We start from the raw sequence: 12,771 nt of genomic DNA, 5'->3' as shown, positions 1-12,771 counted from the left end.
TACGGCAACGACCGGTACCAGGAGTCGGTCGAGCTCATCGAGCATGCCTTGAAACTGGAGCCCGAGCACAAGTCCGCCTACAACGATCTGGGACGATCTCTTCTAGCCCTGGGGAAGATGGAACGGGCCGAGGAAGCGTTCAAGAAGGCGATCGCCATCGATCCTTTCAGTCCGTATGCCTACAACAATCTCGGCCGCGTCTGCCTCAGCGAGCGTCGCTTCGAGGAGGGCGAGAAATGGTTCCTGAAACAGATCGAGATCGATCCTCTCGATCCGTACGCCCACAAGAACCTTGGAGAGATGCTCGTCCAGCGCGCGGAGTTCGCCAGGGCGCTGCCCGTGCTGGAGAAAGCCGCGAAGATCACGCCCAAAGACGCGGACCTGTTCGTGAACCTCGGCATGGCGCAGATGCAGCTCGCCCAGCCCGCCGAGGCACAGGAGTCCTTCAAGCGGGCGGTGGAGCTCTCGCCCACGCCCTCCACCTGGTACACCATCGCCAGCTATCTGGCCCTGATCACCAAGAACCTGGAAATCGCCAGGGAATATGCCGAGTCTGCGGTGGCGATGGTGTCGGCGCAACTCAGGAACACACGCCTGGAGACCGTAAAGACGGACGATTTGAGGCAGGTGGGCTTTCTGGCGGTCGTCTGGGACACGCTGGGCTGGGTCCATTTCAAGCGCGGCGACCTGCGGGCCGCCGAGAAATACCTCAAAGCCGCGTGGCAGCTTTCCCAGGAAGGAGACATGGCGGACCATCTCGGACAGTTATACGAGCGCCTCGGCAAGCTCGATCTCGCCAAGGAGTACTACGCCTTCTCCACGATCGACACCTTCCCCCCGCACGAAGGGCGCAAGCATCTGGCGGCCCTGATCGGGGAGGCGAAGATGGAGGGTTACGTGGATTCGGTCCGGACGCGTCCCGGGGAGCTGCGCACCTATACGGTCCCCGCCGCGACCGGCGAAGGCACCGCCGATTTCTTCGTCTCGCTCGCTCCAGGACCCCGCGTGGTGGAGACGCGCTTCATCAGCGGGGAGCCGAAGCTGAAAGGCCTTTCGGAAGCCCTGAAGCAGGTCAAGTTCGTCCTCGATTTCCCCTCGGAAAGCGATACGCGCGTCATCCGACGCGGGATTCTGTCCTGCTCCGAGCCCCCCACCGTCAAGACGATTCCTCCGAAGACCGGCATGGGTCCCGCCGCCCAGATGCCGCCCGCGGCCGCGCGCGGATCCTCCTGTGTTTTCGTGTTGCTCGAGACGGATACAATCCAGCCGTTCTAGACCGTTCGCGGGGAGCGGTCCTCGACGGCCTCAGGAATGCTCGGGGGGGAATTTCTGGAGGAACTGCAGGATGGTCTGCTGGATGTTCTCGACCTTGGCGGGCTTCATGATGCAGGGCTTCTCGGTGGCGATCATGTACTCGTGCGCGTTGAGGCTGTCCAGCAATCCCGTCGTGAAGACGAAGCGCTCCTGGCTGCCGGAGCGCACCGAATCGGATTTGAGGAGGAACTCGACGCCGGTCATCCCAGGCATGCGGATGTCGGAGATGATCAGGTTGTAGGGCGACGCCTTGAGACGATCGAGACCTTGCGTGGCGTCGGCCGCCGTGTCGACCTTGAAACCCATCGCCTCCAGCACCTCCGCGTAAAGGATGCGGACGACCGGCTCGTCATCGACCACCAGCGCCTTGCCGAGATTCGAAGGGAGCTGGGTAAGGGCGGGTGCTTCCTTGGCCTTGGGCATCGTGCTCCTCGGTGACGTGCACTCCGGGACGACCCCCGGCCGGGGAAAGATAGGTTCCGCCTCCGGGGGAGTCAAGATTATGGCTGCAATCGTCGCAGCGTGCCGGAGCTCCCATCCAGCAGGATCCTCTCCCCGGTCTTCAGGATCCGCGTGATGCCGGGGAGATTCGCCACGGTCGGCAGCCCATACTCCCGCGCGATGATCGATCCGTGCGACAGCGTCCCTCCCAGCTCCACCACCAGCCCCGAGACGAGCGTGAACAAGGGAATCCAGGAAGGATCGAGCGTGGGGACAACCAGGATATCGCCGCGGCGCGCCTCGGAAATCCGTCGGGGCGAATCGAGGACCAGAACCCTCCCCTCGACGCTTCCCGGGCCCACCGGCAGACCGCGGAACGCTCGCGCCTCCGAAACCGGCATGGGCGGCCGCTCAGCCAGCCGCGCGATCTCGGATTCGCGCAGCAGATTGGGCATCGGGATATCCCGCCGCCGCTCCTGCTCGGCGCGCCGGAGCGCGACGCAGGCACGCACCTCCGCCGCCGCGAGCCCGCCGAGCAAGGCTTGCTCGATCTCCTCGAAGCGCAGATAGGGCAGATCGGCCGGCGATTCGAGCAGTCCTCGGTGCGCCATCCGATCTGCCGCCTCGGAGAAGAAGCGCCGGATCTCCGCCTGGACGCGCATCCCTTCGAAGCGCGTGCGCTCGCGCAGGACGATGGCCGCCTTGAGCCTGGCGACGGCTGTCTTCAGAGCGCGCCACCTGACGGGAAACCAGCGCTCCCATGCCGGCTGCGAGCTGCGTAGGTTTCCCCAGGCTGCGGAGGCGACCGATTCCTGGCCGGCGGCCAGTGCCTCGAGATCGGGCGGCGCGGCGTCGGCCGCCAGGCGTGCGATCGCCTTCATCAGGAAGGTGGGATCCTCACGGTACAGCGGCATCGCCGGATCCGACTCGTGGATGCCGCGATGACCATACTCCCGCAGATACTCGCCGAAGGCCGCCAGGAACGGGGTCCCCTCGAGGCCCCGCGAGAAATCGGTGAAATCTCCGTCCGCGCCTGCGAGATAGGCCGTGACACGGGGATCCTGCCGCGCCTTCGCGGCGAGGGCGACGAGATCGGCACCCTGCGTGGCCGAGACGCTGCGCTCGCCCGCCGCCAGCACGGCGCTCAGAAAGCCTTCCCGGTTCTCCATGGCGGGAAGCAGCGATTCGACCATGATCTGGAAGACCGAGACGCGGTTGAAGGCACGCACCAGGTGCGACAGCAGATCGGTGGCGGCCGCATCGGTGAGCCTCAGATGCTCGATCAGCCGCTCGTCCGTCCAGGCCGCGGGCTCCAGTCGGGCCAGCCGTTGCGCCTCGGCGCGGGAGCGCTCGAAGAACCGCTGCAGGAATCGAGGAGCTGAAAAATGCGCCGCGGCCGCCCGCATGAGCGTCGCGGGCGAGGCGATGAAGGCGCGCACCGGGTGGACCGGAGGACCGGTCCAGCCATCATTATTATTGTGGTCGTGTCCCAGCCCTTTCAGGAATCCGCCGATGGGCATGCCGAATTGCGCCATCCAGCGGGCCAGCAGGTTCAGGTTGAAATAGGGACGGCCTTCGATGAAGCGCACGGGCCGATCCCCGGGGAGGACCCGCACTCCGAGCTGCGAATAGAGAGCGGCCCAGTCGATCCTTTCGGTCAGCGACGCGAACAGCGGCGAAGGGATTTCGGGAAGCAGCTCGCGCAGGTTCGCGCGCGTCCAGAGCGTGTCTTCCGCCACGGCCCTCGCCTCGGGCCCGGTCGCCTCGATCCGTCGAATCGCGGTGATGGGCCGCGCCTGCAGAAACCAGAGCCTCTCTTCCGCGAAGGCCCATTCGAGGTCGAGAGGAATCCCCCACGCCGCTTCCAGCCGCAAGGAGAGATCCACCAGCTCGCTCATGGGACGCTCTTCGAGCGGAAATGGATCGACGGGGGCGGAGCGCAGCGCCGAAGCACGGAGCTCGGGATCGCGCGGTAGGCGCCTCGTGGCCGGGGCACCCCCGTCGCTCCCGCGCTGCCGGTCCGCCTGTACCACGATCGCATCGTCTCCAGCGGGATCGCGGGTGAAGAGCACGCCACCGGCGGACGCGGCGAGCATTCTCTGCACCACCACCGCCATCCTGATTCCGGCCTCATCGTCGGGCAGACCCATGCGCCGGCGGTAGGAGACGGCGCGCTCGCTGAAGGCCGAGGCCCAGCAGCGGAACACCGCAGCCGTCACCCCTGGCGCGGGGACCGACAGGTACGATTCGAAGATTCCTGCGAAGGAGGCCCTGCGGGAATCCTCCTCGGGGGCGGAGGAGCGCACGGCATAACCGCCGGGGCTGGGCCCGAGCGCTTCGAGGGCGGATGCAATATCGCGGGACAGATCTTCAGTCAACGCGCGGGCGAGGGCTTCCGGCTCCGGCTCGAAGGGGGCGATGCAGCGGGCGGCCTCGAAGAAGGAGGCGGTGATCACGAAGCCGTCGGGAACCTCGACGCCCAGATCGACCAGGCGCGCCAGACCCAGCGCCTTGGCGCCGGCTTCCGGCAGATCCTCCGCGCGCAGCTCCCACAACGGCAGTACCCGACCCATCAGGCGCGAAACTATACCGCAGGAAGCGCTATCATGAGGGACCATGAGCCAGTCCCCGCCCCCTCCCGCGGCGCCGATGCGGCCGTGGCTGCGCAAGACGCTGTCGATTGCCGCTTTTCTCTTCGTCCTCGCCGTCCTATCCGCCGTGGCGCTGCGCAGCACGCGCCTCGTCACCCGGGAGCAGGCCGGCTGGACCGGCCGCTACAATGTCCTGCTGATCACGGTGGACACACTGCGGGCCGACCACCTCGGATGCTATGGCGATTCGGCCGCCCAGACGCCGGTGATCGATCGTCTCGCGGCGGACGGCGTGCTCTTCGAGCGGGCCGAGACCTCCGCGCCGATCACCCTCCCGGCGCACGTCTCGATACTGACGGGGACCTATCCCGCCTATCACGGCGTGCGCAACAACGGCGTCTATCGACTCGGACCCCGCGCGGTCACCCTCGCCGAGGTGCTGCACGATCACGGCTACCAGACGGGCGCCGTGATCTCGGGCTACCCGCTGGCGACCCGCTTCGGACTGTCGCAAGGCTTCGACACCTACGACGATCATCTGCCGGCCGAAAAGACGCGGCAGATCGGCTTCCGCGAGCGGCGCGCCGAGGAGGTGTCCCGGCGCGGCAACGAATGGCTCGCTACCGTCGGTCAGCGCCGGTTCTTCCTGTGGCTGCACTTCTTCGATCCGCACGCTCCCTACGATCCTCCCCCGCCGCTGGCCGACCGCTTCCCCCATGCTCCCTACGACGGCGAGGTGGCCTATGTCGATCAGGAGATCGGCAGGGTCCTCGAGAAGCTCGAATCGCTCGGCCAGCTGAGCAAGACGGTCATCGTTCTGGTCGCGGATCATGGCGAGGGGCTCGGGGACCATGGCGAGGCGACACATGGCGTTTTCCTCTACGAGTCGACGATCCGGGTGCCGATGATCCTGTCGCTCCCGGGACCTCTGCCGCGGGGGCGGCGCGTGGCGACTCCGGTGCGCACCATCGACCTGATGCCCACCCTGCTGCGTCTCGTGGATCTTCCCGCTCCGGAGGAGCTGCAGGGGACGAGCCTGCTGCCGCTCACCTCGCGCCGTCCTCCCGATCTGCTCCTGAAATCCTTGTCGGAGTCGCTGCTGCCGCGCGAGAACTACGGCTGGAGCGAGCTGAGCGCCTTGCGCATCGGGGACTGGAAGTTCATTCTGGCGCCGCGCCAGGAGCTCTACGATCTGCGCACCGATCCGGGCGAGAAGAAGAACCTGGCGGCGACGCGCGACGGAGATGCGTCCCGCATGAAAGAGGAGATCCATCGCCTGATGCAGGATGCCGCCGTCTCCGGGGCGCCGATCGCCTACCGCCAGGAGCTGGATGAGACGGCGCGCGAGCGGCTGCGCTCGCTCGGCTATCTGTGGGCGCCGGGACCGGCGGCTTCCTCGGTGCTGCCCGATCCGAAGGATCGGATTGCTCTGCTCGACGGCCTCGACGCGGCGCGCGAGCTCTACGCGCGCGGCGAATTCGCGCGCGCGGTGGCGCGCTACGACGAGGTCCTATCCGCCGATCCCGGGAACGTCACCGCTTTGTTCCACCGCGGCAACGCCAAGGTGGAGGCTGGGGATTTCGCCGGGGGCGCCGCCGATTTCGAGGCGGTCCTCGTGCAGCGGCCGCGCAGTCCCGAGGTGCTTCTGAACCTGGGCGGCGCGCTGCTCGGGCAGGGGCTGCTCAACGAATCGAGCCGCATCTTCCGGCAAGTCATCGACCTCGATTCCGACTCCGATAAGGCTTACGCGGGCCTGGCCAAGGCCGTGGCGCTGCAGGGAAAGCCGGCCGACGCCGCCGAGTTGTTCACCAAGGCCCTTTCCTTCAACCCCGACTCCAAGGACGCGCGGCAGGGGCTGGCCGCGGCGCTGGCGGCAGGAGGCAAGCGGGAGGAAGCGGAGGCGGCGCTGCGCAGCGCCGCCGAGGCCGACCCGCAGGACGTGGGGACCGTCGTTTCGCTGGCCAAGGTGCTCTACGATTCGGGGCGCTACGACGAGGTGGTGGCGAGCATGGAGAAGGCACTGCGCGAGGGGCTGGATGCGCCGGAAATCCACTACGCACTGGGGAATGCGCTGTTCAAGAAGGGAGAGGTGGCGCGCGCCTCGGAGGAGTACGATCGGGTCCTTTCGAAAGCACCGGCACACTCGGGAGCGTTGTTCGGCGCCGCTCTGGTGGCGCTGAAGACCGGCCGGGGCGCGGACGCCATCCGGCTCCTGGAGCGCTCCCGCGCCTCCGAGCCCGGCAACCAGGCGGCGCGCCGCAATCTGGCGATCCTCTACGACGAGGCGGGGCGCAATGAGGAGGCGATCGCCGAGTACCGCGCGCTTCTCGGTCTCAATCCGGGCGCTTCGGATATCCGCTTCCACCTGGCGGAGGTCTATGCGAGGAGCGGCCGGCGCGAAGAGGCGCGGCGCGAGCTGACAGCTTACCTGGCCTCCGGCGGCGGCGAGTTCCGCGAGGCGGCGCAGGCGGCGCTGGGCCGGCTCGGAAAATGAAAAGGGCGGCCCGGCTGGCTGGCCGCCCCGCCACAGCGCGCGCTGGCTACGCTACTTGATGGTGGCCTTGAGCATCTTTCCGGGAGTGAACTTGACGACGCGCTTGGCGGGAATCTTGATGGGCGCTCCGGTCTGCGGGTTGCGGCCGGTGCGGGCCTTGCGGCGGGATATCGAGAAGGTCCCGAAGCCGACGATGCTGGTCCTTTCACCCTTCTTGAGTACCTTGGTGATGTGCTCCACCAGGGAGTCGATCGCCCTGGCCGCCTGGACCTTCGTTAACTTCACGTCCTTTGCGACATATTCGATGAGATCGCCTTTGTTCATGCCGCCTCCTTGCCCGCACCGTTTGGAGAGAATCGACCAGCTGCCGGTCGCTATATAGCACCCGAGGATCGGCATGTCAACAGGAGGATTTCCTTGAACTTATTGTCTATCACGGATTTGCAGTCCCTATGGGGTTTTCGATGAGTGACAGGTTGCCGGACGCTGAAGAGATGGCTCGAGGCTTGACTCGCAAAGTCGGCAGGGCCATCCAGGATTACAAAATGATCGAGCCGGACGACCGCGTCATGGTCGCGGTTTCGGGCGGCAAGGACTCTTATACGCTGCTCGATCTTCTGGAGCGGCTGCGGCGGCGCTCGCCGGTGCGCTTCGAGCTGATCGCCTGCAACGTCGACCAGGGATACAACGGGTTTCGATCCGACGTGATCGAAGACCATCTCAAGGCGGCGGGCCATCGCTACCACATCGAGGTGACCGAGATCGCCCACACCATCCGCAAGAAGATGGATCCGGAGGATACGCACTGCTCGCTGTGCGCGCGCCTCCGTCGCGGCGTTCTCTACCGCCTCGCCACGGAGCTGGGCTGCAACAAGATCGCCCTCGGGCACCACGCCGACGACATCATCGAGACGCTCCTGATGCTGCAGCTGTTCAACGGGCAGATCAAGACGATGCCGCCGGTGCTGCGGGCCGAGAACGGCCTGCACACCGTCATCCGTCCGATGGTCTACGTCTGGGAGCGCGAGGTAATCGACTACACGCGCTCCATGAGATTCCCGGTGGTCTGCTGCTGCTGTCCGGCCTGCGGCGACACGTCGCTGCAGCGGCGCCGCATCAAGGACCTCCTGACGCGCCTGGAGACGGAGCATCCCGGAATCAAGACCTCCCTGCTGAAGGCGACGCGCAACGTGCATCTCGGCTTTCTGATGGATCCCCGCGACCTCATGCCGGAGCCGATGCTTGGAAGCGACGAGCGACCCGTCCGCGCCGTCCGGCACTGATTCCGGCGTCGCCGCGCGCGTGCCGTGGGCGCTCGGAACCGCCGCCGCACTCGGGATCGCGCTGGGGTGCTACGATCTCACGGTCAGCATCGTGCAGCACGCTCCCGCCGCTCTCGGCAATGCAGCGGCGCTGGCGGCGCCCCTGGCCGTTTCGGCCGGCGCTTTCTTCCTCGCCTGCTTCGTTCCGCTGCTCCTGGTCACCCTGGCAGGCGGGCAAAGCGCCCGGAAAGTCCCACTGATGGCGGCTCTCGCCGTGGCGCTGGGATGCTTCGGCGCGCTTTGCATCTATTTCAATCTGACGCGCACGGGTCTCGATCCCTGGCCGCGGCAGACGCGGTTGCTGGTCGGTTGCCTGGCCGCGGCTCTGGGCATCGCGGTGTACCAGAGGCTGCGGCGCGATGCGGGGCTGGAATTCCGGCGCTTCCGGTTTCCTTCGCTGGCCCTTGTGCTCGTGGCCGCGGCGGGCCTCGCCCTCGCCTGGGTGCGCGCCTACCTTCCGTCGCGGGTCGCCGGCCCCGCGGCGATCCCGCTGCGCTCCGACCATGCGGTGCACCGCATCATCCTGCTGAGCGTCGACACCCTTCGGCGCGATGCCGTATCGGCTCTCTCTCCCGGCTCGCCGGCGACGCCCGCGATCGACGCGCTGGCACGCGACTCGGTGGTGTTCGAGCGTGCCTACTCTCCCGCCCCCTGGACCCTGCCCGCTTTCGTGTCGATGATGACGGGTGTGCCTCCCGCGGTGCACGGCGTCAGAACCCCGAAGCTGCGCATCCCGGAAACCCTTCCGACGCTCGCCGAGAAGCTGCGCGACGCCGGCTACCGCACGGCCGCCATCGGGCACAACCCCTGGCTGAGACCCGAGCACGGCATGGCGCGCGGCTTCCTCGGCTACGACATCTGCCCGCGCGACGAGCACGGCAGCTCCCTGGGCTCCCGCATACTGGCGCGCCTCGAGCCGATGCGCCTCAAGCCCTCCCTGACGACGCCGGAGCTCACCGACCTGGCGATCTCCTGGGTACGTGCCCACCGGAGGGAGGATTTCTTCTTGTGGGTGCACTATCTCAAGCCGCACGGCCCCTACGAGCCGCCGCCCGCTTACCGCCCGCACGACCGCCCGCCTGAAGGAATGGGTTACTCCTTCGGCTCGGCGGGGATCCGCACGGGCTCGCGCGTGTTGACGGCGGCGCAGCGGCCGTGGGTGCGCCAGCTCTACGACGGCGAGGTGCGCTTCGTGGACGACAATCTGGCGAGATTTTTGGCGGAGCTGCAGCGGCTGGGGATCTACGATGACACCCTGATCATCTTCGTCTCGGATCACGGCGAGGAATTCTGGGAGCACGGCGGCTGCGATCACGGCCACTCGCTGTACGACGAAGTGACCCGCGTTCCGATGTTCTTCAAGCTCCCCGGTGCACGCGAGGGGCGGCGCCGCAGCGACCTGGTCACCACCGGCAGCCTGATGCCGACGCTGCTCGATCTGATCGGCGAGCCGGCCCCACCGGAGAGCTCCTCCTACGGCTCGCTGCGCTCGCTGCTGGATGGATCGGGGGAGTGGATTCCGCGGCCGGTGATGAGCTCCGCGCTCCTCTATTTCGAGGAGCGCCAGTCGGCCGTGTTCGAGGATTTCAAGTATGTGAGGACGCCGGGATCCCGGTCCGAGGCGATCTTCGACCTGGCGACCGACCCGCGGGAGCAGCACGATATCGCGGCTTCCTCCCCCGACCGGCTTCGCCTGGGACGCGCGGCGTTCGCCGAACAGGAAAGGCGTTGCCTGGCGCTGCGCGATCATTTCGGTATCCGCGGGAGCTTCGCCACTGAGCTGAAGCCCGAGGCCATCGAGCAGCTGCGCTCGCTGGGCTACGTCCAGTAGCGCCGGGATCAGCGCGAGGAAGTGGCTTTGTTGCGCACCGCGCCGCCCGCCGCCGTCGCCGGCGAGGGTCCCAGCTTCTCCTCGACGTAGTAGCGCACGTTCAGCGCTTCTCCCGTGGTGTCCTCGAGGAGCTTCATCCAGGGCACCGACGCGCCCTTCGCGAAAATCTCCTTCTTCAGGAAATCGCCGGTGGCACGGTTGTCCATCACGTTTCCCTGCCGGTGCTCGAGGGAGCGCATCAGCTGCGCGGCGATCATGTCGGCCAGCAGGTAGTTCTGGTAATAGGCGGGATGGGAGGTGAAGTGGATGATGCTCGCCCAGGAATCGACCTCGGGATGCTGCGGCAGGCCGAGATACTTCTCGTTCATCGCCCACCAGAGCTTCGTCAAGTCCTGCTCAGGGTTGCGGTACGCCTCGCGCTCGAAATTCAGCATCACCAGGTAGAAGCGCACCCCGAAGGGAGCGTCCTCGAGGCGCTTGCGGACCGCCTCCTTGACCATCGGCGCGGGCACGTGCGCCGGCCCCAGGAGCCAGCTCTCCTTGTCCAGGAACATCGGGAAGAACTGGCCGATCCCCTCGGTGAAGCAGGCTGAGGCCGCGTCCTGGAGCAGCATCGTGGGCTGATCGATCGAAGCGGAATATACCGAGTGCCCCATCTCGTGGAACATCGTCCGGTACGAGGCAATGCCGTCATCGGCGTTGGCCAGGATGCGGATGTCGGTGGGCACGTTGATGGGGAAGGAGAAGGCGTGCTGGCTCTTGCCGGGACGCTCCTCGTCGTCCACCAGGATGGGCATCGAGTCGATGTCGAGGCCGATTCCCTTGTAGGTCTCCTTCAGCCGCGGGAGGATTTCATTCTTGGGGAAGTAGCTCTTGAGCTTTTCCTGGAAGTTGTCGTAGTCGTAGGCGGTGTCCCAGGACTCCAGGCGATCCAGGTGCATCTGCTTGCGCACGCGCGCCTGCCACCTGGCGTACGGCTCCTTCGAGAGCCGGTCGAGCTCGTCCAGAGTCTTGAAGAGCCAGGTCTCGTCGATTTCGCCCTGAGCAAGCGCCATCGAATAGAAGCTCTCGTATCCAAGTTTGCGCGCCTCCTCGTTGCGCAGCCGGATCAGCCGGGTGAGATCGGGCGCCATCTCCTTGCCGACCTGGTTGCGCGCCAGCCAGGCCTCCTTGCGCAGAGCCCGGTCCTTCTCGTAGCGCAGCACGTTGACCAGCTGGTTCTGGGTGGCCGGCTTGCCCTGGTAGGTTGACCGGAAGTTGATCTGCGTCTTCTGCAGCGAGTTCTGCAGCGTGTAAATCTTCTCCTGGGAGGTGACCTGCGCCATCGCGAAGGTGCGGTAGAGCAGGTCCACGCGCCGCGCCAGGAGCGGATCCTGGATCTTCCCGTTCCAGGCCTTCAGCCGCGCGAAAGTCTTCGGATCGCTGAGAATCTCGGCCTGGACCTTTTCGTACAGCTCGGTCTTGCCGGGATCCCCGTGCGTGTAGAAGTTCCAGTACTCGCCGCTCATGCCGACGTTGAAGGTCTTGAATCCCGCCTCGAACATGTCCATGAAGATCCGGGCTTCATCGTCCATGGATGGCTCGGCCGCCGCCGGTTCCTCCGCCGCAATCATCGTTCCCACGCTGGCCACCCCCAAGAAAAGCAATACCGCCAGAGCCTTCACAGCCCCTCCTCCCCATTCTTTCTTCTGGAATCTCTCACGGGGAGGTCAGTCTACACGACTTGCGCTGTTTTCTGGGGGTCCAATCGCACTCCCGGCGATCCGCCGCAGCAAAAGCCGCCCCCTGCGGATTCTCTTTGCGCCGGCCGCGGATACCTCTATGAATGGGCCCAGGGCAGCTCTTACCCCAACATATCGTTCTCGTTGCAGGGTGTCGTTACTTTTTGGTACCAATTCTCGGCGTTTCCTTGACAGCCCAAAACCCGGGTGCTAGATTGCGCCATACCTATAGGCGGCGTGGTGGTGAGACCGAAAGCCAAATCCGGTCGCTGCAAGGCTTTCGGAAAGAATCGTCCGAGCTCTGGGCCACCCGTCCAATCACCCGATTTTTTCTGAAGGGACCCTGGCCACGCTTCAATGCGATGTCGCGTGGTGATCTGGAACGGGCGGACGAAACGAGCGCTACGGAACTTTCTTCTCTTTTGGAGGCTGACGCGATGTGGGACAAGAAAGAGAACAAGGAAGTGCCGGGACCGGGCAGCTTTTCCGCCGGGACCGGGTACACCAGCACGACGCCGCACTCCTCCCCGAGCCCTTCCGGCTTGAGCCGGCTGGTGAACATCGGCCAGACGATCTTCATCAAGGGCGAGCTCACCGGCACGGAAGACCTCACCATCGAGGGCCGGGTCGAAGGCAAGATTGAGCTGAAGGATCACAACCTCACGATCGGCCCGAACGGCAAGATCAAGGCCGACGTCTACGCCAAGAGCGTCGTCATCACCGGCGAGCTGCTGGGAAACGCCTACGCCTCCGAGAAGGTGGAGCTCACCAACTCCGGCATCCTGAAGGGCGACATCGTGGCACCGCGCATCGTCATCGCCGACGGGGCGCAGTTCAAGGGCACCGTCGACATGGAGAAGGGACCCAAGGGCCAGCAGCAGTCGCGCGATCAGGTGCGGCCGATGCAGGCAGTCCAGGGCGACCTGAACCAGCCGAAGGCGGCGCAGCATCCTCCGCAGGCTGGCTTCTCCCAGGCCGAAAAGCGCTAGAATCCCACGATCCGGATTCGGGGCCGGCCGGTACTCTCCGGCCGGCCCCGTCCCTCTGACGGAACGAG

Annotated in this window: 9 protein-coding genes; 5 read left to right on the top strand and 4 right to left on the bottom strand. The window is 66.1% G+C overall.

The window, feature by feature from the left end:
* Positions 1-1,275: tetratricopeptide repeat protein (locus tag VFW45_15235; GenBank protein ID HEU5182138.1), on the top strand; the 1,275-nt coding region annotated here is incomplete at its 5' end.
* Between the two features lie 30 nt (positions 1,276-1,305).
* Here the strand turns inward: VFW45_15235 and VFW45_15230 are convergent.
* Both VFW45_15230 and VFW45_15225 read right to left on the bottom strand, forming a co-directional pair.
* Complete coding sequence (locus tag VFW45_15230; protein HEU5182137.1) at positions 1,306-1,737, bottom strand: response regulator; 432 nt, start codon at positions 1,735-1,737, stop codon at positions 1,306-1,308.
* A gap of 77 nt (positions 1,738-1,814) precedes the next feature.
* Positions 1,815-4,328, bottom strand: a complete 2,514-nt coding sequence (locus tag VFW45_15225; GenBank protein HEU5182136.1) for a PEP/pyruvate-binding domain-containing protein — start codon at positions 4,326-4,328, stop codon at positions 1,815-1,817.
* Between the two features lie 43 nt (positions 4,329-4,371).
* On the opposite strand from VFW45_15225, the gene VFW45_15220 reads away from it, so the two are divergent.
* The gene (locus VFW45_15220; GenBank protein ID HEU5182135.1) at positions 4,372-6,840 is read left to right on the top strand and encodes a sulfatase-like hydrolase/transferase; all 2,469 of its coding nucleotides are present in this window, start codon (positions 4,372-4,374) and stop codon (positions 6,838-6,840) included.
* A gap of 51 nt (positions 6,841-6,891) precedes the next feature.
* Here the strand turns inward: VFW45_15220 and VFW45_15215 are convergent, their stop codons facing one another.
* Entirely contained in the window at positions 6,892-7,164 is a 273-nt protein-coding gene (locus tag VFW45_15215; protein HEU5182134.1) for an HU family DNA-binding protein, read from the bottom strand.
* Positions 7,165-7,292: 128 nt separating this feature from the next.
* On the opposite strand from VFW45_15215, the gene ttcA reads away from it, so the two are divergent.
* Positions 7,293-8,123 (top strand): tRNA 2-thiocytidine(32) synthetase TtcA, encoded by an 831-nt coding sequence (ttcA, locus tag VFW45_15210; GenBank protein HEU5182133.1) that lies wholly within the window; start codon positions 7,293-7,295, stop codon positions 8,121-8,123.
* Positions 8,083-9,993, top strand: a complete 1,911-nt coding sequence (locus tag VFW45_15205; GenBank protein ID HEU5182132.1) for a sulfatase — start codon at positions 8,083-8,085, stop codon at positions 9,991-9,993. Before ttcA ends, VFW45_15205 begins: the two co-directional genes overlap by 41 nt.
* A gap of 8 nt (positions 9,994-10,001) precedes the next feature.
* On the opposite strand, the gene VFW45_15200 is transcribed toward VFW45_15205, so the two are convergent.
* A complete protein-coding gene (locus tag VFW45_15200) occupies positions 10,002-11,657 on the bottom strand; it encodes a M2 family metallopeptidase (protein HEU5182131.1) in 1,656 nt (551 codons plus the stop codon).
* 494 nt (positions 11,658-12,151) lie between these two features.
* Here VFW45_15200 and VFW45_15195 point away from each other — a divergent pair, with 494 nt between their 5' ends.
* Entirely contained in the window at positions 12,152-12,703 is a 552-nt protein-coding gene (locus VFW45_15195; protein ID HEU5182130.1) for a polymer-forming cytoskeletal protein, read from the top strand.
* The last annotated feature ends 68 nt before the right edge of the window (positions 12,704-12,771 follow it).

The sequence above is a fragment of the Candidatus Polarisedimenticolia bacterium genome, assembly GCA_035764505.1.
In the GTDB taxonomy this organism is placed as follows: domain Bacteria; phylum Acidobacteriota; class Polarisedimenticolia; order Gp22-AA2; family AA152; genus AA152.
This window is presented reverse-complemented; position numbering and strand designations above follow the sequence as displayed.

What these genes read in the sequence shown, in the direction of transcription:
- VFW45_15230 (HEU5182137.1), bottom strand. Translation starts at nt 1,737, where the DNA reads ATGCCCAAGGCCAAGGAAGCACCCGCCCTTACCCAGCTCCCTTCGAAT.
- VFW45_15225 (HEU5182136.1), bottom strand. Translation starts at nt 4,328, where the DNA reads ATGGGTCGGGTACTGCCGTTGTGGGAGCTGCGCGCGGAGGATCTGCCG.
- VFW45_15220 (HEU5182135.1), top strand. Translation starts at nt 4,372, where the DNA reads ATGAGCCAGTCCCCGCCCCCTCCCGCGGCGCCGATGCGGCCGTGGCTG.
- VFW45_15215 (HEU5182134.1), bottom strand. Translation starts at nt 7,164, where the DNA reads ATGAACAAAGGCGATCTCATCGAATATGTCGCAAAGGACGTGAAGTTA.
- ttcA (HEU5182133.1), top strand. Translation starts at nt 7,293, where the DNA reads ATGGGGTTTTCGATGAGTGACAGGTTGCCGGACGCTGAAGAGATGGCT.
- VFW45_15195 (HEU5182130.1), top strand. Translation starts at nt 12,152, where the DNA reads ATGTGGGACAAGAAAGAGAACAAGGAAGTGCCGGGACCGGGCAGCTTT.